This is a genomic window from Streptomyces sp. NPDC044061 (assembly GCF_056434305.1).
The window spans coordinates 166,541-185,781 of record NZ_JBWKFL010000002.1 but is presented as its reverse complement, the minus strand read 5'-3'; the positions used below and the strand labels follow the sequence as shown (position 1 = coordinate 185,781).

At 72.8% G+C, this 19,241-nt stretch carries 17 protein-coding genes and 1 pseudogene; 10 read left to right on the top strand and 8 right to left on the bottom strand.

Annotated features, from left to right (window positions below):
* Nucleotides 1-248 precede the first annotated feature (248 nt).
* Together AC07CM_RS03325 and AC07CM_RS03320 are read left to right on the top strand one after the other, a co-directional pair.
* Nucleotides 249-830 carry a TMEM165/GDT1 family protein gene (locus AC07CM_RS03325; RefSeq protein WP_478874620.1) on the top strand — a complete coding sequence of 194 codons (582 nt, stop codon included), beginning with the start codon at nt 249-251 and terminating at the stop codon, nt 828-830.
* Between the two features lie 146 nt (nt 831-976).
* Nucleotides 977-1,640: pseudogene (locus tag AC07CM_RS03320) on the top strand (HAD-IA family hydrolase).
* 207 nt (nt 1,641-1,847) lie between these two features.
* On the opposite strand, the gene AC07CM_RS03315 reads toward AC07CM_RS03320, so the two are convergent.
* Nucleotides 1,848-2,822 carry a peptidoglycan-binding domain-containing protein gene (locus AC07CM_RS03315; RefSeq protein ID WP_478874619.1) on the bottom strand — a complete coding sequence of 325 codons (975 nt, stop codon included), beginning with the start codon at nt 2,820-2,822 and terminating at the stop codon, nt 1,848-1,850.
* A 163-nt stretch (nt 2,823-2,985) separates the two neighbouring features.
* Between AC07CM_RS03315 and AC07CM_RS03310 the strand changes: the two genes are divergently transcribed.
* Nucleotides 2,986-5,025 carry an MDR family MFS transporter gene (locus AC07CM_RS03310; protein ID WP_478874618.1) on the top strand — a complete coding sequence of 680 codons (2,040 nt, stop codon included), beginning with the start codon at nt 2,986-2,988 and terminating at the stop codon, nt 5,023-5,025.
* Here the strand turns inward: AC07CM_RS03310 and AC07CM_RS03305 are convergent.
* Entirely contained in the window at nt 5,009-5,536 is a 528-nt protein-coding gene (locus AC07CM_RS03305) for a GNAT family N-acetyltransferase (protein WP_478874617.1), read from the bottom strand. The two genes, AC07CM_RS03310 and AC07CM_RS03305, sit on opposite strands and share 17 nt — an antisense overlap.
* A gap of 109 nt (nt 5,537-5,645) precedes the next feature.
* On the opposite strand from AC07CM_RS03305, the gene AC07CM_RS03300 reads away from it, so the two are divergent.
* The 4 genes from AC07CM_RS03300 (at nt 5,646) to AC07CM_RS03285 (ending at nt 8,433) form a co-directional block, all read left to right on the top strand.
* A complete protein-coding gene (locus AC07CM_RS03300) occupies nt 5,646-6,365 on the top strand; it encodes a helix-turn-helix transcriptional regulator (RefSeq protein ID WP_478874616.1) in 720 nt (239 codons plus the stop codon).
* Nucleotides 6,366-6,453: 88 nt separating this feature from the next.
* Nucleotides 6,454-6,849: a nuclear transport factor 2 family protein gene (locus tag AC07CM_RS03295; RefSeq protein WP_478874615.1), complete on the top strand. Its 396-nt coding sequence runs from the start codon at nt 6,454-6,456 to the stop codon at nt 6,847-6,849.
* Nucleotides 6,850-6,927: 78 nt separating this feature from the next.
* The gene (locus AC07CM_RS03290) at nt 6,928-7,614 is read left to right on the top strand and encodes a hypothetical protein (protein ID WP_478874614.1); all 687 of its coding nucleotides are present in this window, start codon (nt 6,928-6,930) and stop codon (nt 7,612-7,614) included.
* Between the two features lie 3 nt (nt 7,615-7,617).
* Nucleotides 7,618-8,433 (top strand): hypothetical protein, encoded by an 816-nt coding sequence (locus AC07CM_RS03285; protein ID WP_478874613.1) that lies wholly within the window; start codon nt 7,618-7,620, stop codon nt 8,431-8,433.
* Between the two features lie 2 nt (nt 8,434-8,435).
* On the opposite strand, the gene AC07CM_RS03280 is transcribed toward AC07CM_RS03285, so the two are convergent.
* On the bottom strand, nt 8,436-8,867 hold the full coding sequence (locus tag AC07CM_RS03280; protein ID WP_478874612.1) for a DnaJ family domain-containing protein: 432 nt from the start codon (nt 8,865-8,867) through the stop codon (nt 8,436-8,438).
* A 117-nt stretch (nt 8,868-8,984) separates the two neighbouring features.
* Between AC07CM_RS03280 and AC07CM_RS03275 the strand changes: the two genes are divergently transcribed.
* On the top strand, nt 8,985-9,377 hold the full coding sequence (locus AC07CM_RS03275) for a hypothetical protein (RefSeq protein WP_478874611.1): 393 nt from the start codon (nt 8,985-8,987) through the stop codon (nt 9,375-9,377).
* Nucleotides 9,378-9,392: 15 nt separating this feature from the next.
* On the opposite strand, the gene AC07CM_RS03270 is transcribed toward AC07CM_RS03275, so the two are convergent.
* From AC07CM_RS03270 to proP, 3 genes are all read right to left on the bottom strand, one after another.
* A complete protein-coding gene (locus AC07CM_RS03270; RefSeq protein ID WP_478874610.1) occupies nt 9,393-10,064 on the bottom strand; it encodes an O-methyltransferase in 672 nt (223 codons plus the stop codon).
* Nucleotides 10,065-10,110: 46 nt separating this feature from the next.
* Complete coding sequence (locus AC07CM_RS03265) at nt 10,111-11,247, bottom strand: DUF2330 domain-containing protein (protein ID WP_478874609.1); 1,137 nt, start codon at nt 11,245-11,247, stop codon at nt 10,111-10,113.
* A 186-nt stretch (nt 11,248-11,433) separates the two neighbouring features.
* Nucleotides 11,434-12,810, bottom strand: coding sequence for a glycine betaine/L-proline transporter ProP (proP, locus tag AC07CM_RS03260; protein ID WP_478874608.1), 1,377 nt, complete (start codon nt 12,808-12,810; stop codon nt 11,434-11,436).
* Nucleotides 12,811-13,202: 392 nt separating this feature from the next.
* Between proP and AC07CM_RS03255 the strand changes: the two genes are divergently transcribed.
* Nucleotides 13,203-15,239 (top strand): bifunctional glycosyltransferase 87/phosphatase PAP2 family protein, encoded by a 2,037-nt coding sequence (locus tag AC07CM_RS03255; protein ID WP_478874607.1) that lies wholly within the window; start codon nt 13,203-13,205, stop codon nt 15,237-15,239.
* A gap of 21 nt (nt 15,240-15,260) precedes the next feature.
* Here AC07CM_RS03255 and AC07CM_RS03250 read toward each other — a convergent pair whose 3' ends face one another.
* Nucleotides 15,261-16,430: a steroid 3-ketoacyl-CoA thiolase gene (locus tag AC07CM_RS03250; protein WP_478874606.1), complete on the bottom strand. Its 1,170-nt coding sequence runs from the start codon at nt 16,428-16,430 to the stop codon at nt 15,261-15,263.
* 270 nt (nt 16,431-16,700) lie between these two features.
* Between AC07CM_RS03250 and AC07CM_RS03245 the strand changes: the two genes are divergently transcribed.
* Nucleotides 16,701-17,936, top strand: a complete 1,236-nt coding sequence (locus tag AC07CM_RS03245) for a cytochrome P450 (protein ID WP_478874892.1) — start codon at nt 16,701-16,703, stop codon at nt 17,934-17,936.
* 153 nt (nt 17,937-18,089) lie between these two features.
* Here the strand turns inward: AC07CM_RS03245 and AC07CM_RS03240 are convergent, their stop codons facing one another.
* Nucleotides 18,090-18,776 (bottom strand): YoaK family protein, encoded by a 687-nt coding sequence (locus tag AC07CM_RS03240; protein ID WP_478874605.1) that lies wholly within the window; start codon nt 18,774-18,776, stop codon nt 18,090-18,092.
* Nucleotides 18,777-19,241: the final 465 nt, after the last annotated feature.

The window sequence follows — 19,241 nt, the reverse complement described above, 5'->3', positions numbered from 1 at the left end:
ACTTTCGCGTCCCGTACCATGGGGTGCGCAGAAGGGGAGTAGCTCTTCGCCGGACCGTCGACATACTGCTCAGCCAGCCTGAGCCGGCGCCCGGAGGCGGATCCCGTACGGGCCGCCCAGCGAGACCTTCGGCAAGCAGTGCACACGCTCGTGCCCCACGGCACGGGCGCCGCGTGTGCTGCCGTGCCGAGGTGTCTCATGTGAGGTTCAGCACTCTCGGTGGGGCAGCCCCGACCGATTGAGGAATCTTGATCAGCATCACCGTGACGGCGCTCGTCTTCGGCGTCGTCTTCCTCGCCGAACTGCCGGACAAGACCGCGCTCGCCGGCCTCGTCCTCGGCACCCGCTACCGAGCCTCGTACGTCTTCGCGGGCGTCGCCGCCGCCTTCCTGCTGCACGTCGTGCTCGCCGTCGCGGCGGGCAGCGTGCTCACCCTGCTGCCCCAGCAGATCGTGCACGCGCTGACCGGCGTCCTCTTCCTCGGTGGCGCGGCGATGCTCCTGCTGAAGAGGGACGACGACGAGGAGGAGATCCACAAGCCCGCCGACCAGTCCTTCTGGAAGGTCGCGGGTACGGGCTTCATGCTCATCCTGGTCGCCGAGTTCGGTGACCTCACCCAGATCATGACCGCCAACCTCGCCGCGCGCTACGACGACCCGATCTCCGTCGGACTCGGCGCGGTCCTCGGCCTGTGGGCGGTGGCCGGGCTCGGCATCGTCGGTGGAAAGGCCCTGATGAAGCGGGTGCCGCTGCGGCTGATCACGCAGATCGCGGCGCTGCTGATGCTGGGACTCGGGGTGTGGAGCCTGTACGAGGCCATCGCGGGCTGAGCTGAACGGTGGGTGAACCCTCGGTGGTCCCGGTGGCGGAAACCGCGCGATGTTTTGTACCGTGGAGGAACAAAGTGGCCTCCGCCCGTTTTCCCTGACCGGCGGGCGGGGCCGCCTTGTCCTGTTCCTCCCCTTTGGAGCTGCCGATGCCGGCCACCGTCCTCACCGCCCGCGCCCTCCTGCTCGACATGGACGGCACCCTCGTCAACTCGGACGCCGTGGTCGAGCGCATCTGGCGGCGCTGGGCCGAGCGGCACGGGCTGGAGGGCGACGAGGTGATGAAGGTCGTGCACGGCAGGCAGGGTCATGCCTCGATGGCGGTGCTGCTGCCCGACCGGCCCATGGAGCAGAACCTCGCCGACAACGCCCGCATGCTCGCGGAGGAGACGGCCGACATGGACGGCGTGGTCGAGGTTCCCGGTGCCGGAGCCTTCCTCGCGTCCCTGCGGGGGGTGCCGCACGCGCTGGTGACCTCCGCGGACGTCGCCCTGTCCACGGCGCGGATGGCTGCCGCCGGGCTGGCGCTGCCCGAGGTGCGGATCACCGCGGAGTCGGTCGGTGCGAGCAAGCCCGATCCGGAGGGGTTTCTGAAGGGCGCCGCCGAGCTGGGCGTGGACCCGGCGGACTGTGTCGTCTTCGAGGACTCCGGGGCGGGTGTCGCGGCCGGGCGGGCCGCCGGCATGAGGCATGAGGGTCGTGGGGGTGGGGCCGCGGGCCGGCTCCCATGGGCCGGATGTCGTGGTGCGGGACCTTGCGCAGGTGCGGGTCGAGGCCGCGGGGGGCGGGGAGCTTCGGCTGCGTGTGGGGTGAGTGGCCGCTCGGGCGGGGCGGGGCTGGTGTCGTAAGGGGTCTCGGGTCTCGCCCCCGCCGCCCCTGCCCTTCCCGCCCCCAGGGGTTCCGCCCCCTCGACCCCGCCAAGGGGCTCCGCCCCCTGGGCCCCCGATCGGCCCCGTCCTCGAACGCCGGACGGGCTGAGAGCCGCGGCCTGCGCGCCTCGTCGTCGGGTGCAGGACGGATTCATGGCTCCGTCGTCTCCGATTCCAGGCTTTTTCGGGTGGCCGGGCCGTAGACGCCCAGGGGGTCGTCCTGGATTCCGCGGGCCCACTGGTAGGTGCTCACCGCGTCCTCGACCGAGCGGGTGAAGACGTCGGACACCTGGGCGCCGTACAGGTTCAACTGCTTCAGCCGGAGCTGGAGTTCGGTGACCTCCGGGCCCTTGTCGCCGCGCCGGAGGACGGGTGGTGCGGTGGGCGCCGTGTTCGGGGAGCCGATGTGTGTCGTCGAGGGGGTCGGCGAGGGCGGGCGGGACACCGACGTGGACGCCGTGGGGGTGGGGGAGGGGGGCGAGGTGCTGGGTGACGGGCTCGGGTCGGCCGACGGGGAGAGGGGCGGCGGGGCCGAGCGGGCCGGGGCGGGCGGCGCGGGCGCCGACGAGGTGCCCGGCGTGGTCGCCTCCGGGACGCTCTCCCGCACCTCCTGGGCCGCCCGGTCCCGTGCCGGCGTCCGGTAGTCGAACAACCCGCTCGCGAAGCCGGCCGCCGCCACGACCGCGACCCCCGCACCCGCGACGGACAGCAGGACCGTGCGGCGGGAGCGGCGCCGGGGTTCTGCTGCCGGACCCCTGTCCGACTCCGCGTCGGGCTCGAGCGGCGGCTCCTGCTCGAAGAGCCGCAGATCGGTGCCGCTCGGCTCGGCCACCGGGCGTAGCGGCAGGGTGGGCTCGGCGGCCGGTACCGGACGGGTGCCCGCGTCACCGTCGGAAGCGTCGGCGGCCCCCGCGGCCCCCGCGACCTCCGTGACCGCCGCGACCCCCGCGACATCGACGTATGGCCGTATCCGCAGCGGATCGAAGTCCTCCGCCGCGGCCGCCTCGGCCGTACGTGCCTCGCGCAGGGCCTCGGAGGCGCGCCGCGTGCAGTCGCAGGACGGGGTGTTGTCCGACCCCCTCGGCGCCCCGCACTCCGGGCAGGTGTGGCCCGTCGGTTCCCTCACGCGTTCGTCCCCTCCCCTCGGGAAATCCCGAGTTTATGCAGACGTCCTCCACAACCGCCGAGCAGGAACACGCAGGAAACCGGTCACACAGGGAACTCAACAGGCCATAAACGGCCACACCGCCCACGATGGTATGTGTGCATCCGAGCACCGGGAGGTCTCCATGGCCCTGGACACGCACGGCGCGGCGAAGGACGCACGGGCCGCCGAGCAGGTCTCCGGCAATGTGCTCGTCTCCATCGGCGCCCTGCTGCTCGGGCTGCTGCTCGCCGCGCTCGACCAGACCATCGTGTCGACCGCGCTGCCCACCATCGTCAGCGACCTCGGCGGTCTGGAGCATCTGTCCTGGGTGGTCACCGCCTATCTGCTGGCCTCGACCGCCGCGACCCCGCTGTGGGGCAAACTCGGCGACCAGTACGGGCGCAAGAGGCTGTTCCAGACCGCGATCGTCATCTTCCTCATCGGATCCGCGCTGTGCGGCATGGCGCAGAACATGCCGCAGCTGATCGGCTTCCGGGCACTGCAGGGCCTGGGCGGCGGCGGGCTGATGGTGCTGTCGATGGCGATCGTCGGCGACATCGTGCCGCCCCGCGAACGCGGCCGCTACCAGGGTCTGTTCGGTGCCGTGTTCGGCGCGACCAGTGTGCTCGGGCCGCTGCTCGGCGGGCTGTTCACCGAGCACCTGAGCTGGCGCTGGGTGTTCTACGTCAACCTGCCCGTCGGCGTCGTCGCGCTCGCCGTGATCGCCACCGCCCTGCACATCCCGCGCCGGGCCGCCCACCACGTCATCGACTACCTCGGCACCTTCCTGATCGCCGCGGTCGCCACCTGCCTGGTGCTGGTCGCCTCGCTCGGCGGCACCACGTGGGCCTGGGGTTCGCCGCAGATCATCGGGCTCGCCGTGCTGGGCGTCGTCCTCGCCGTCGCGTTCGTCGCCGTCGAGCACCGGGCCGCCGAACCCGTGCTGCCGCTCAAGCTGTTCCGTATCCGCACCTTCACCCTCGCCGCCGTCATCAGCTTCATCGTCGGCTTCGCCATGTTCGGCGCGATGACCTATCTGCCGACCTTCCTCCAGGTCGTGCACGGCGTCTCCCCGACCGTGTCCGGCCTCTACATGCTGCCGATGGTGATCGGCCTGCTGCTGTCCTCGACCGTCTCCGGGCAGATCGTCAGCCGCACCGGCCGCTGGAAGGTCTTCCCGGTCGTGGGCACCGCCGTCACCGCCGTCGGCCTGCTCCTGCTCCACCGGCTGGACGAGCACAGCCCCACCGCCGAGATGAGCGTCTACTTCTTCGTCTTCGGCCTGGGCCTCGGCCTGGTCATGCAGGTCCTCGTGCTCATCGTGCAGAACGCGGTGTCCTACGAGGACCTGGGCGTCGCCACCTCCGGCGCGACCTTCTTCCGCTCCATCGGCGCGTCCTTCGGCGTCGCCATCTTCGGCACCGTCTTCGCGAGCCAACTCGGCGACAAGCTCACCGACGCCTTCCGCGGGGTGCGTCTGCCGCCCGGCGCCACGGCCGACGCGCTGAAGGCCGACCCGCGCGGCATCGCCGCCCTGCCGCCCTCGCTGCGCCCGGCGGCGCTGCACGCCTTCGCGTCCGCCATCACCGACGTGTTCCTGTACGCCGCGCCGGTCGCCGCCCTCGGCTTCGTGCTGGCATGGTTCCTGAAGGAGGACCGGCTGCGCGGCTCGGTCACCGCGCCGGACGTCTCCGAGACGATCCCGCCCAACCCCGTCGAACGCTCCTCCTACGACGAGGTCTGCCGTTCGCTGTCCGTGCTCGGCACCCGCGAGGGCCGCCGGGAGGTCTACCGGAAGATCATCGAGCGGGCCGGCTACGACCTGCTGCCCGCCGCCGGCTGGCTGCTGCTGCGCATCCGCAGGTACGGCTCGGTGGAGCCGGGGGTGCTCGCCGAGCGCACCGACGTCCCGATGCGGATCATCCTCTCCGCCGAACGCCAGATCGAGGAGCGGCGCCTGGTCGAACGCCGGGGCCTGGACCTGACGCTGACCCCGGCCGGCCGGGAGGTCGCCGAACGGCTGGCCAAGGCCCGCGAGGAGTCCCTCGCCGAGCTGCTCGGCGACTGGTGGCAGCCGGACCGGTCCACCGACCTGACCCAGCTCGTGAAGGAACTCACCGGCGAGCTGTGCGGCTTGGAGCGTGAGCGGCCGGGCGGCACGAAGGTCATGAAGGAGGCGTGACGGCCTCGGCGGCCGGCAGGCCCTTGCGGAACCAGTGCTCTGCGTACGGGTCGTCGTTGTGCGGTCCGGTCTCCGTGTAGCCGAGGCGGGCGTACAGGGCGCGGGCCTCCACCAGATCGTCGCGGGTGTCGAGGATCAGGTGCCGGGCGCCCAGGGCGCGGGCGGCCTCCTCCGCGGCGGCGACCAGGAGCGCGGCCCCGCCCCGGCCGCGCATCCCCTCGGACACGAACACCCGGGTCAGTTCGGCCGTGTCCGGGTCGAGCAGCCGTACGCCCGCAGAACCGGCCGGCTCACCGTCGTACCGGCCGATCAGCAACCGGCCGGTGGGCGGCGTGAGTTCGGCACCCGACCTGGCCGCGATCCCGCGCTCCAGCTCGTCCGGGTCGGTGTGGTGCCCCTCGTACAGCAGGTACCAGCGGTCGCTGACCTCCGTGTAGTACGCCCGCCACAGCGCGACGGCGGCCGGTGAGTCGTACGGCTCCGGAGCGATCGTCCACGTCATGGCGGCCATTGTCGGGCGGTACGGCGGACCGTCCGCAAGCGAATATGCGCGGCCTCCGGGGAGCCGACGGGCCGGGTCCCGCGCGGCCGGGCGGACGGACTTCCGGAGACTGTTCCCCGTGAACCGAACCGACCGTCTCTACGCCCTGGTCGAGGAGCTGCGCGCCGCCGCTCCCCAGCCGCGCAGCGCCCGCGCGCTCGCCCGGCGCTTCGAGGTCAGCGTCCGCACCGTCGAGCGGGATCTGCTGGCCCTGCAGCAGTCCGGGGTGCCGATCCACGCCGAGCCGGGCCGCACCGGTGGGTACGTCCTGGACCGGGAGCGCACCCTGCCGCCGCTGACCATCACCCCGGCCGAGGCGACCGCCCTGGCGGTCGGGCTGCACGCCCTCACCGGAACACCGTTCGCGGCCGACGCGCGCAGCGCGCTGCACAAGGTGCTGGCGGTCATGCCGGGACGGGAGCGGCGGGCGGCGGCGGAACTGGCCGGGCGCGTGCAGCTGCTCGTACCGGCCGCCGGGTCCGCGCGGAGCGCCGAGCCGATCGTGCCCGCCGCGTTGCGGGAGGCGCTGCCGGCACGACGGGTGCTGCGCCTGGAGTACGCCGACGCGGCAGGTGCCGTCACCGCCCGGGACGTCGAACCGCTCGGCTTCCTGGGCGGCGAGGAGCACTGGTACCTGGCCGCCTGGTGCCGGCTGCGGGAAGCCCCGCGCGGTTTCCGCCTCGACCGCGTCCGCACGGTCAGGGCCCTCGACGAGCGGATCCCGGACCGCCGGGTCGACCTGGCGGCCCTCGACACCCTCGGCTCCGACCTGGTGCCCCTCGGCGAACTGGGAATGTGACGGCAATCACCGACAGGGGGGTGTCGCGGGAGGGGCGGAGTCTGGTGCCCGTTCCGAGCAACGACGATCACGCTGGAGACCACCCGCCATGACATCGGCATCCCTGACGACCGCCACCGGAATCGCCCTCTTCGACCGCTGGACCGCCCTGTGGAACGGCGACCTCGGCCGGCCGGAGGCCTTCCTCGCGCCCGACTTCCGCATCCGCTTCGGCAACGCCCCCGAGAAGGCGGCCACCGACGAGATCCACGGTCCGGCGGGCCTCGTCGCCTACGTCTCGGCCTTCCGCACCGAGAAGCCCGGGCTGCGGTACGCCGTCGAGGGGACCCCGACGGTGGACACCGCACGGGGCCGGATCGCCTCCTGCTGGTACGTGACACGTCCGGACGGCGTCCAGATGAGCGGCATCGACCTGCTGGAGGCGGTGGACGGGCGTATCGCGGCCGTGTGGTCGGTGACCGGCCTGCGCCGCTTCGCCGACTAGCGACCGTTTGTGGGCCGACTTCCGGGTCACCCGATAGGAGAACCGGCCAGCGGGGCCGGTCCGATCCGGAAGGCAACCATGTCCACAGGCATGATCATCGCTTTGATCGTGATCGTGGCGGCCGTGGTCCTCGTCGCGGCCACCCTGATCCTGCGCGCCCGCGGCCGGCACGGCGGGCCCAACTTGAGGCGGCGCTTCGGGCCCGAGTACGAGCGGACCGTGGCACGGCACGACGGTGACACCAAGGCCGCCGAACGCGAACTGACCGAGCGGGTCGAACGCCACGGCGCCCTGCGCGAACGCCCGTTGCAGCCCGCCGAGCGGGAGCGGTACACGGTCCGCTGGACGGCCGTACAGGAGCGCTTCGTGGACGCGCCGCAGGAGGCGGTGGCCGAGGCCGACCAGCTGCTCGCGGAACTCGCCGGAGCCCGCGGCTACCCGGACGGCGGACGCTACGAGGAGCAGCTCGCCGCGCTGTCCGTGCACCACGCCGACCACATCGAGGGCTACCGGCAGGTGCACCGGGTGACCCGGACCGGGGCGAGCAGCGGGGCGAGCGAGGCCGGCGCCGGCACCGAGGAGCTGCGCACGGCCCTGGTCGAGGCCCGCGCCCTCTTCGACGACCTGGTCGACAGCGGCAGGACGACCGGCCGGCACCGCGCCGACGCCACGGTCGGCGGCGGCAGCGGCAGCGGCTCCGACGGCGCCCCGGCCCGTTCCCACGCCCCGTGGCACTTCACCAAGAGCCACCCGAAGGAGAGTTGAGCCATGGCCCAGGACAGGGAGACCGGGCCGGGCCCGGAGAGGTACCCGGCCGGGGGCGACGTCTCCGGCGCCGCACGCGGGCCGGAGGACGAGCGGCGGCCCGGCGAACGGCTCCCCGGTGAGCCGGAGCCGGGAGCCGACCCGGGCGGCATGCGCCGGCCGGACGACCGGACGGGCCGGGTCCCCGGTACCGCCGGACCCGGCCGGGAGGGCCTGACGGCGGACGACCGCACTCCGGCCGCGCCGCCCGCCCCGGACGGCACGGCGGCGGACGCACGGAGTGAGCGGCCCGCCCGGACGCAGGGCGGCGAGTGGTCCGCCGCGGACGCCCGCGGCGAAGGGGCCCCGGGGACCGCCGGGTCCGGACGGGAGGACGTCGCGGCGGGCGGCTGGATGCCCGACGACGGGCTCGGGGCGCCGTCCCCGGGCGAGCTGACCGGACGCGAGGCGGCCACGACGGAGGGCCGGGGTGCGGACTCCTGGCCGGCCGCGCCCCGCGGGGCGGGGCAGGCCGCGGAGGGCACCGGCAGCCGGGCCCCGCTGCTGCCGCACGAGGAGTCGGAGCGGTGGGAGGCGCTGCTGCGGAAGACGTCCGCCGGGTTCGTGGACGAGCCGCGGGCCGCGGTCGAGGAGGCCGACCGTGAGCTGGAGGAGATCGCCGCGCGGATCAGCGAGGCCGTGACCCGCCGCCGTCGCACCCTGCGCAAGTCCTGGCAGGACACCGAGGGCGGCGCACCGGGCCGCGAGACCGACACCGAGCAGCTGAGGCTCGCCCTGCGGGACTACCGGGAGCTGGCCGGACGGCTGCTGCACGTCTAGAACTACGTGCCCGGGACCCGTGAGTCCTGGGCCGCCGCCCGCAGCCTGCGCCACTCCCGTACGACCTCCTCGACGTCGTACGGCTTCTTGCCCAGGTGCGGGCCGGGCGGCGGCTTGAACATCATGTCGCGAATCTTCACGTTGACGTCGGTGATGATCTTCCGGACGATCCGCTCCGAGGGCGCCGCGTAGGCCGCCGCCAGCGCGTCCTCGGCCTCCTTGCGCAGGGCCAGCGCGGGAGGCAGCACCGCCAGCCCCTCGCGGGCCATCTTCCGCTTGACCCACCACAGTTCGTCGTACGTGGAGTCGAGGTCGGCGGGCAGCGGCTCGCCCGCGCCCGGCAGCCGGTCGAACTCACCGCGCCCCTGGGCGTCGCGGATCTGCTTGTCGACCCAGGACTCGAACGGGACACCCGGTGGCTTTCGCTCGGTCATGAGCCCATTGTGCCGGACGGGACCCGGCCGGGCGTTTTATCATGCGGCGGCGGTGCGGCAACCGGGCCACCGCAAGGGACGCCGTCCGGCGTCGCAGCTTCCGCAGGGGGAACGCACGTGCTCGAACTGACCATGGCCACCGTGTCCGGGGCCGACGAGGGTGCCACGGCCGGCATGACGATGGCCGACGCGCCCAGCGAGCCGGGCGCGGTGCTGCGGGTGGGCCGGGACGGGTCCGTGTGCCGGCTGGTCACGCCCGAGGACTGGCTGTTCGTCTCCCGGGTCCACCTGGAGTTCCTGTGCGGTCCCGACGGCGGCTGGCAGGTGTCCTGGCTGCGCGGCTCGCAGGCGGAGCCGTCCGCCGAAGTGCGGCTGATCGTAGGGGAGTACGCGCAGACCGTGGCCTACGGCGGGGCCGTCCAGCTGCCCCGCGGCGGCTCCGGCGAGATCGTCGTCACGGACCGCACCGCGCCGCGCAGCGTCAACGTGGGCTTCTACCACGAGGTGTGAGCCCGGCCGGGAGGCTCAGCCCAGCACGCGGGCCAGCGCGAAGCCGTCGTACCCCTTGCTGCCCACTGTCTGGACCGCCGTGCCGGAGAGCCTCGGGTGGGTGGCGATCAGTTCGATGGCGGCACGGGTGCCGACGACGTCCGGTTCAGCGCTGCCGGTGTCGGCGACCCGGCCGCCGCGCACCACGTTGTCCACGACGATGAGGCTGCCCGCGCGGCAGAGCCTGAGTGCCCACTCCACGTAGTGCGGGTTGTTGGCCTTGTCGGCGTCGATGAAGACCAGGTCGAAGGGGGCCGGGTTCTCGTCGGCGAGCTTGGGCAGCGACTCCAGCGCCGGACCGACCCGCACCTCCACGACCCGGTCCAGGCCCGCACGGGCGAGGTTGCGCACGGCCACCTCGGCGTGCTTGGCGCTGTACTCCAGCGAGATCAGCCTGCCGTCGGCGGGCAGCGCCCGGCCCAGCCAGATCGTGCTGTAACCGCCGAGCGTGCCGATCTCCAGGATGTTCCGGGCGCCCTGGATCTCGGCGAGCAGCTGGAGGAACTTGCCCTGGGTTGCGGTGACGCCGATGTGCGGCAGCCCGGCGGCCTCGCTGTCGCGCAGGGCGGCCCGGAGCGCCTCGTCGTCCGGTGCCAGATGGCTGCTGAAGTAGAAGTCGACGTCGTCCCAGAGCTGCGACCCGCTCATGCGCCTGCTGCCTTTCCCGAGTGTCCGTACTTCCACATGAATGGTCTCAGCCGAGGGGCGCGGACGGGGTGAGTGGCGGCGGTGGCCGAACGGGCGGCGGGGGTTGCACCGGCCGCCGTGAGCGTCGTACGGCGGCCAGGGCGACGGCCGTGACGACGAGCAGCAGACCGCCGCCGACGGTCAGCAGCCAGGCGGGGATCCCGGCCACCTCGCGCAGCCGGTCCTCGTGGATCACCTGCTGGACCGGTGTGTCGGCGGCCGCGCGGAGCAGCTCGTGGTCGCCGGAGATGCGGGCCGGCTCGGGGAACCCCTGGGTGAGCGCGGTCAGGTACGGCGTCCCGGCGGCGAGCCGGCCCAGGGAGCCGTCGTGAGTGCGGAGGCGGCCCGCGAAGACCACGCTGGGCTCCGGTCCGCCGATCGCCGAGCGCGTCCGCATGCGGTGCGTGGCGAGAACGTACAGGCCGAGGGACTGCGGGAGGCGGGCCAGGCGGGACAGCCTCATCGGGTACACCGGGCGGTCCGCGGAGAAGGTGAGGTGGATCGGGTCGAGCGCGCCGTGCAGTGCGCTGCCGGCCGTGTCCGGGGAGAGCCGGACGGCCACGTACTCCCAGTGCCGGTCGACATACGGTTGCAGGGCCGTCCTCAGCCGGGCGGGCAGGGAGAAGCCGTGGGCGTGCAGCCAGTCGCCGAGGGCAGCCGGGTCGGTGGCGGTCAGCCGGGCCACGTCGAAGGGGCCGAGCCGCTGCCGGCCGACCACGCCGACGGCGCCGGCGGCGGGCGGTGCGGCGGCGTCGGCGGAGTCGTTCCGGCCGTCGAAGGGCCAGTCGCCGTTCCGCGGCCAGAAGTGGTACCGCGTGCGGTGCACGGGCCGGACGGCCTCGGCCAGTTGGTCGAAGAGGGCCCGGTCGCCGAGGCGGACGGTGGCCCGGTGCGGGACGGGCATGATCCAGGCGGCGTGCCGTGCGTCGCCGTCGACCGTCAGCCGCATCACGATCTGTTCCCGGCGGCCGTCCCAGCGCACGACGGACTGCTCCTCGGCGACGGCTATGCGGGTCGCCGGGTCAGGGACCATCGCTCCGCAGCCACAGGCGTAGGCCGGGGCGATCAGCCAGGTCAGCTGGATGCCGAGGAGGCTGAGTACGAGCGCGAGCACGCGTGCGCGTGCGGTGCGGATTCCGTGCATGGCCGTTCGCGCCCCCCGTGTCGATGCCGGCGGGGGTACAGACGGTTCGGGTGCTCGGACGGTTCCGCCGCCGGTGCGGGCCGGGCGCGACGGCGGCGCCGTGAGGCCGACGGCACCGCAGCTCCCCGGGGGCGCGGGGAACCGCGCGACCGGCCCGGCGCGGACCCGCACCCGGCGACGGTGTGCCTACCGCTGCTCCACTGCCGGGGCGGAACCCGGCAACGGCCGCCCCGCCGACTCCGCCATGCGCCACACCGCGAACCCGCCGATGACGGCGGCGCCCATCATGTAGTACGCGGGCATCATCATGTTCCCGGTCGCCCCGATCAGCGCCGTGACCACCAGCGGAGTCGTACCGCCGAACAGGGACACCGACACGTTGAAGCCGATCGACAGGGAGCCGTAGCGGACCCGGGTCGGGAAGAGCGCGGGCAGCGCGGCCGGCATGGCCGCCGTGAAGCAGACCAGCAGCAGACCCAGCGCACCCATGCCGAGCGCCACGGCCGGCAGGCTGCCCTGGCGGATCAGCAGCACCGCCGGGACGGACAGGAACAGGAAGCCCGCGCAGCCCGCGGCGATCACCGGACGGCGGCCGACGCGGTCGGTCAGGGCGCCCGCGAACGGCTGGACGATCATCATCAGCGCCATCACACCGAGCACGACCAGCAGGCCGTGCGTCTCGTCGTACTTCAGCTCACTGGTGAGGTAGCTCGGCATGTACGACAGCAGCATGTAGTCGGTGACGTTGAAGACCAGCACCAGGCCCATGCACAGCAGCAGAGCCTTCCACTGGCCCGCGACCATCTCGCGCAGCGGCACCTTCGGCCGGGCGGCCTCCGCCTTCTCGACCTCGGCCGCGAACGCCGGGGTCTCCTCCAGCCGCATCCGCAGGTACAGGCCGACGATGCCCATCGGGCCCGCGATCAGGAACGGGATCCGCCAGCCCCAGGAGACCAGATCGGCCGAGGAGAGCAGAGCCGTCATCAGGGTGACCAGACCCGCGCCGCCGATGTACCCGGCCAGCGTGCCGAACTCCAGCCAGCTGCCGAGGAACCCGCGCTTCTTGTCCGGCGCGTACTCGGCGATGAACGTCGAGGCACCCGCGTACTCGCCGCCGGTGGAGAAGCCCTGCACCAGACGGGCGGCGAGCAGCAGCAGCGGCGCTCCGACGCCGATCGTCCCGTACGACGGGATCAGGCCGATCGCGAAGGTGCCGGCCGCCATCATGATCATGGTGAGGGCGAGGACCTTCTGGCGGCCGACGCGGTCGCCCAGCGGGCCGAAGACCATGCCGCCGAGCGGGCGGACCAGGAAGGCCGCGGCGAAGGCGCCGAACGTGGAGAGCAGCTGTGCGGTCGGGTTGCCCGAGGGGAAGAAGACCTTGCCCAGGGTGACCGCGATGTAGCTGTAGACACCGAAGTCGAACCACTCCATCGCGTTGCCGAGCGCGGCCGCCTTCACGGCGCGCTTGACGAGGGCGGGGTCGGTGACGGTGACGTCGGAGGCCTTGCGGGCCCTGGGGATCTTCAGGGGCGGGGTGGTGACGGCTGTGACGGTCGCCAAAACGGGGCTCGCCTACCTTTCGACGGGGACAGGGACGCGACCCGGACGGCGGCGGTGACGTACGGCGGGCCGAAAAGCGACGATAGGGGGACTTCGGGTCCTTACGTCCTGTACGCAAGTAGATGCATAGTGCAGCTAAATGGCGCGTACGCAGGTACGTCTGCCCACTTCCGAGCAGGCATTCCGGTCCCTCGTTGTGATCCTTCTCGCGCACCGGGGAGGCAACCGCACCCCCTGCGGACTATCGTCATCCGGACAAAAGGCGGACGGACGTCAGGTGAACCGGGGTTTTCTGCGTCCTCCTCCTGGGGGGTCTGCGAGCCTCCAGGGCTCGCAGAGGGAACCCGGCGCGCACGGCGCCCGGGCCGAACGGGGCGGGAGGCCGACGAGGCGTGGCGAATGTGGATCACAGCGGGCGAACGGCGGATGCCTTCGGACCGGCCGAGGCCGGAGCCCGCCTGCGGGCCGCCCGGCTCGCGCTGTGGGCGGTGGCCGCGATCCTCGCGGTACGGCAGCTGGCCGTCGTCCTGACCACCCCGAGCGGCGAACGCCTCACCGACCTGGAGACCTGGGTGGGTCCCGAGGGCGTCCTGCACGTCAAGGGCTCGCTGTACGACTCCACGAGATTCACCGGCACCCCCTTCGCCGGTCTGGTCCTCAAGCCGCTCACCAGATCCGCCGAGCAGGCCCTCGGCTGGGGCTGGACCTTCGGCACCCTGCTGCTGGTCGTCGCCCTCGGCCTGGTCGCCGCCCGGGCGCTGCCCCGGCCGGTGAGCCGCCGCACCTCCCTGCTGGCCGCGCCGGTCGCGATCAGCCTGCTCATGCTGTCGCTGCCGGTCCGCAACACCCTGTGGCTCGGCCAGACCAGCGTCATCCCGGTCCTGCTGGTGCTGCTCGGCTGCTTCACCGTGCGCGGGGAACGCGCGAGCGGCCTGTGCATGGGCCTGGCCGCCGCCCTGCAGCCGACCGTCCTGCTGTTCGCCCCGCTGCTGTGGTTCACCGGTCGCCGCCGGGCCGCCCTCACCACGGCCTCCTCCTTCGCCGCGTGCACCGTGCTCGCCTGGGCCGCGATGCCGCACGACTCCTACACCTACTGGGTGCACCACATGGCCGGCGTCGGTCTCGGCGGCAAGGCCGACGCCCTCGCCAACCAGTCCCTGCACGGCGCGCTGCTCCGCCTGGGCCTGACCGGCCCCCTGGAGATCGCCCTCTTCCTGCTGCTCGGCGCGGCCGTCACCGCCCTCGCGCTGCCCCGCGCCGTCCGATACGCCCGCGACGGCCAGCTGCTGCTCGCCGTCGCCGTCATCGGCTGCGCCGCCGTCGCCGTCTCCCCGACCACCTGGCAGCACCAGCTGCTGTGGCTGCTGCTCGCGGTGGTCGGCCGGGTCGGCAGCCGGGCCTCGGACCGCTACGTCTGGCCGGTCGCGGTCGTCCTGGTGACCACGCTGCCGGCCAGGATGATGCTGCCGAACACGCCGGCGATGTACCCGCTGCGCGACAACCTCGTCCTGCTCGCGGCCCTGGCCGCCGCCACCGCGGTGCCCTTCCTGTCCAGGACCTCGCCGTCCTACCGGACGCCGGTACCCACGCAGCACGCGCCCGCCGTCCCGGCCCGTTTCGGCAGCGTCCCGCTCCTGCCCTTCCCGCGCCGGGTGCTCACCCGCCCCAACCTCCTGCTGGAGCTGCTGCTCATCCGGGTGACGTACGCGGCCTACCAGCAGGTGCGGCTGGCCGCGACCGGGGGCAGCAACGCCGAGGGCCGGGCCACCGCCGAGGACCACGGCCGGATCGTCCTCGACCTCGAACGCCTCCTGCACATCGACATCGAGCACGCGGTCAACCACGCCGTGGTGCGGGTCGGCTGGCTGCGGCACTTCTTCGACTTCTACTACGAGTCCTTCCACTTCGTCGTCCCGCTGACCGTCCTCGGCGTCCTGTACCGGCGCCGCCCGGTCGACTACCGCTGGGCCCGAGCCTCCCTGGGCTTCGCCACCCTCCTCGCCCTGATCGGCTTCTGGCTCTTCCCGCTGGCCCCGCCGCGGCTGATGCCGGGCCTCGGCGTCATCGACACCGTCCACGGCGTCCAGGACTTCTCCCAGCCGGACTACGGCACCCTGACCGCGCTCACCAACCAGTACGCGGCGATGCCGTCCCTGCACTTCGGCTGGGCCCTGTGGTGCGGTGTCGTCATCGCGGTCATAGCCCCGAAGCGGTGGATGAAGGTCCTCGGCCTCCTGCACCCGCTCTTCACCGTCTCGGCCATCGTCGCCACCGGCAACCACTGGGTGCTGGACGCGGTCGGCGGCGCGGTGGTGGTGACCGCGGGCTTCGGCCTGTCGTACCTCTTCCAGGGACCGCGGGCACGGGTGGTCGCGGCGGTGGCGGCGCAGGGGGCGCGGGAGCCGGTGAAGGACGCGGCCCCCGGCTGAGCACCGGGGGCCGGTCCGGTCCTACAGCCGCTGGATGATCGTCCCGGTCGCCAGCCCGCCGCCCGCGCACATCGTGATGAGCGCGAACTCCTTGTCCGCGCGCTCCAGTTCGTGCAGGGCGGTGGTGATGAGGCGGGCACCGGTCGCGCCCACCGGGTGGCCGAGGGCGATCGCGCCGCCGTTGACGTTCACCTTCTCCAGGTCCTGTTCGAAGACCTGGGCCCAGCTCAACACCACTGACGCGAAGGCCTCGTTGATCTCGACGAGGTCGATGTCCTTCAGGGACATCCCGGCCTTGCCCAGCACGGCCTTGGTGGCGTCGATCGGTCCGTCGAGGTGGAAGTGCGGGTCGGCGCCCACGAGGGCCTGGGCCACGATCCGGGCCCTCGGCCGAAGCTTCAGGGCCCGTGCCATCCGCTTCGACGCCCACATGACGGCCGCGGCCCCGTCCGAGATCTGCGACGAGTTGCCCGCTGTGTGCACCGCCGTCGGCATCACCGGCTTCAGCCCCGCCAGCGCCTCCATCGAGGTGTCGCGCAGCCCCTCGTCCTTGTCGACCAGCCGCCACATGCCCTGCCCGGCGTGCTGCTCCTCCTCGGTGGTGGGCACCTGCACGGCGAAGGTCTCCCGCTTGAAGCGCTCCTCCGCCCAGGCGTGCGCCGCCCGCTCCTGCGACAGCAGGCCCAGGGCGTCCACGTTCTCGCGGGTCAGGCCGCGGTGCCGGGCGATCCGCTCGGCCGCCTCGAACTGGTTGGGCAGGTCGACGTTCCACTCGTCCGGGAAGGGCTTGCCGGGCCCGTGCTTGGAGCCCGACCCCAGCGGCACCCGCGACATCGCCTCGACCCCGCAGCTGATCCCGACGTCGATCACGCCCGCGGCGACCATGTTGGCCACCATGTGCGAGGCCTGCTGAGAGGAGCCGCACTGGCAGTCGACCGTCGTCGCCGCCGTCTCGTACGGCAGCCCCATGGTCAGCCAGGCCGTACGCGCGGGGTTCATGGACTGTTCGCCGGCATGGGTCACCGTGCCGCCGACGATCTGCTCGACCGCGTCGGCGGGGATGCCGGTGCGGCCGAGGAGTTCACGGTAGGTCTCGCCCAGCAGATAGGCGGGGTGCAGATTGGCGAGCGCGCCGCCGCGCCTGCCGATCGGGGTGCGTACGGCTTCGACGATCACGGGTTCCGCGGCCATGGGGGTGCGTCCTCTCCTCGGTCGCCCGCGCGGCGCGGAGGCGTCCCGGCCCGCCCGCCACGCAGAACTAGAACGCGTACTAGTTCTGGGTGAAGTCTGCTGACATCGTGTCCACTGCCGCAAGGGTCGTGCAGCCTCCGAAGTCGCGATCTGCACGAATTACACACGCAATTGGGGCCGCCGCATGTCTTGCGACTTGTAGAACCCGTTACTACGTTCACGGCAGCCGTACACCTGATGGACCGTCAGAACGGACGACGGGAGCCGCCGATGCACTGCCCCGCGCTGCCCGACGGGTTCGACTTCACCGACCCCGACCTGCTGCACCACCGCGTGCCCCTCCCGGAGTTCGCCGAGCTGCGCCGCACCGAGCCGGTCCGCTGGATCCCGCAGCCGCGCGGCCTGGCGGGCTTCGCCGACGACGGCTACTGGGCCGTGACCCGGCACGCGGACGTCAAGTACGTCTCCACGCACCCGGAGATCTTCTCCTCGACCCTCAACACCGCGATCATCCGCTTCAACGAGCACATCGAACGCGACGCGATCGACGCCCAGCGGCTGATCCTGCTGAACATGGACCCGCCCGAGCACACCAGGGTCCGCCAGATCGTGCAACGCGGGTTCACGCCACGCTCCATCCGGGCCCTGGAGGACCGCCTGCGCACCCGCGCCGAGGCGATCGTCGCGGCCGCCCGCGCCCGCTCCGGCCCCTTCGACTTCGTCACCGAGGTCGCCTGCGAACTGCCCCTGCAGGCCATCGCCGAACTGATCGGCGTACCCCAGGAGGACCGGTCCAAGATCTTCGACTGGTCCAACAAGATGATCGCCTACGACGACCCCGAGTACGCGATCACCGAGGAGGTCGGCGCCGAGTCGGCCACCGAGATCCTCGCCTACGCGATGAACATGGCCGCCGACCGCAAGCAGTGTCCGGCCCACGACATCGTGACGACCCTGGTGGCGGCGGAGGACGAGGGCAACCTGAACTCCGACGAGTTCGGCTTCTTCGTGCTGATGCTGGCGGTGGCCGGCAACGAGACGACCCGCAACGCCATCACCCACGGCATGCACGCCTTCCTCACCCACCGCGAGCAGTGGGACCTCTTCAAGCGCGAGCGCCCGGCGACCACGGCCGAGGAGATAGTCCGCTGGGCGACCCCGGTCAACTCCTTCCAGCGCACCGCCACCCAGGACACCGAACTCGGTGGAGCGCGGATCAGGAAGGGCGACCGGGTCGGCCTCTTCTACGCCTCCGCCAACCACGACCCCGAGGTCTTCACCGCACCCGACGCCTTCGACATCACCCGCGATCCCAATCCGCACCTCGGCTTCGGTGGCGGAGGCCCGCACTACTGCCTCGGCAAGTCCCTCGCGGTGCTGGAGATCGACCTGATCTTCAACGCCCTGGCGGACGCCATGCCCTCCCTGCGTCTGGCCGGCGACCCCCGCCGGCTGCGCTCGGCCTGGATCAACGGCGTCAAGGAACTGAAGGTCACCACGGGCTGACCCACCGATCGGGGCCGACGGTTCCCGGCACCGCCGGCCCACCCCGAGGGAGGCAGGAACACCCCGTCCCTATGCCCGGTTCCTGCCTCCCCCGAGGCTTCCGCCGCTCCCGGCACCGCGACCAGCGGGACCGTCTCCTCGGCCGACGCCGGATCACTCCCGGCCCGAGGCCACCATCGCCAGCACCCCCGAGGCCACCGCCGCGATCAGCAGCGGGATGCCGAGGTCGTGCCGGAGGACCAGCCAGGCGCCGACCGCGGCTCCCCCGAACATCGCGACCACCGAGGCCGTGCGGCGCGGGGAGCGGTGGCCGGTGGCGTCGCCGAGGCGCGAGTCGGAGGCCAGACCGGTCAGGGTCATCGTCAGGACCGTGGTCGTCAGGTCCGGGACGCCCAGCTTGCGGACCGTGGCGTTGCGCAGGCCCATCGCGAAGGCCGTGAGGGCGATGAGGGCGTAGCGGGTGCCGGCAGCGCCCGGCCAGGCGAAGGCCACCGCCGCCGACGCCCCGACCAGGAGCGCCTCCGCCGTCAGGGTCAGCCGGGCCCACCGGCGGCGCGAGCCCCGGCCGTACCGGTCCGCCGTCCGGCCGCCCGCCACGGCGCCCAGCAGGAAGCAGACCAGCGAGGTCGCGGTGTGCGGGACCGAGAAGCCGGGTGCGCCGGCGGCGGCGAACCCGAGGACCACCACATTGCCGGTCATGTTGGCCGTGAAGACCCGGCCGAGACCCAGATAGCTCACCGCGTCGATCAGGCCGCTGACCACGGTGAGCGACAGCAGCACGGTCACCAGCCGCACCCCGCGCGCCTCCTGGTCCGGCACGGGCGTCGACGACGTCGTCATACTTCCTCCGGTCAGCCGGACGGACAGGGTGGTGACAGGTCCACCACGGGGACGGGGGACTCTCGGATGCCCTGGCGAAGCCTGCGTCCCCAGCGTTCGGGGCATGACAGAGGACACGCGCGAACCAGGGGAAAAGCAGACCGGTTGGCGGATGTGCGGGAGCTGCTGACCGACGACTTCCACCGCCGGCTCAACCGGCCGGCCGGTGGCCTCGAGGAAGCCACCGGCCGGCCGGTGGCTTCCTCGAGGCCCTGCGGGCCAACGACCACAGCTGTGACTGGAAGCCCGATGTGCCGGTGCGGCTGTACGCCGGGGACGACGACACCGACGTGCCCATCGGCAACGCCCGGACATGCGCGCGCACCCTCGCCCGGCGGCGGGCGAGGGTGCGGGTGCTGGATATGGGGCCCGTCGACCACGGAGGGTCGTACCGGGCAGCCCTGGCCGGCATCGCGCGCTGGTTCG

Bases quoted from the DNA above. Each gene is read 5' to 3' on its own strand.
- AC07CM_RS03310 (WP_478874618.1), top strand. From the start codon at position 2,986: ATGGCCCTGGACACGCACGGCGCGGCGAAGGACGCACGGGCCGCCGAG.
- AC07CM_RS03305 (WP_478874617.1), bottom strand. From the start codon at position 5,536: ATGGCCGCCATGACGTGGACGATCGCTCCGGAGCCGTACGACTCACCG.
- AC07CM_RS03295 (WP_478874615.1), top strand. From the start codon at position 6,454: ATGACATCGGCATCCCTGACGACCGCCACCGGAATCGCCCTCTTCGAC.
- AC07CM_RS03290 (WP_478874614.1), top strand. From the start codon at position 6,928: ATGTCCACAGGCATGATCATCGCTTTGATCGTGATCGTGGCGGCCGTG.
- AC07CM_RS03285 (WP_478874613.1), top strand. From the start codon at position 7,618: ATGGCCCAGGACAGGGAGACCGGGCCGGGCCCGGAGAGGTACCCGGCC.
- AC07CM_RS03280 (WP_478874612.1), bottom strand. From the start codon at position 8,867: ATGACCGAGCGAAAGCCACCGGGTGTCCCGTTCGAGTCCTGGGTCGAC.
- AC07CM_RS03270 (WP_478874610.1), bottom strand. From the start codon at position 10,064: ATGAGCGGGTCGCAGCTCTGGGACGACGTCGACTTCTACTTCAGCAGC.
- AC07CM_RS03265 (WP_478874609.1), bottom strand. From the start codon at position 11,247: ATGCACGGAATCCGCACCGCACGCGCACGCGTGCTCGCGCTCGTACTC.
- AC07CM_RS03250 (WP_478874606.1), bottom strand. From the start codon at position 16,430: ATGGCCGCGGAACCCGTGATCGTCGAAGCCGTACGCACCCCGATCGGC.
- AC07CM_RS03245 (WP_478874892.1), top strand. From the start codon at position 16,701: ATGCACTGCCCCGCGCTGCCCGACGGGTTCGACTTCACCGACCCCGAC.
- AC07CM_RS03240 (WP_478874605.1), bottom strand. From the start codon at position 18,776: ATGACGACGTCGTCGACGCCCGTGCCGGACCAGGAGGCGCGCGGGGTG.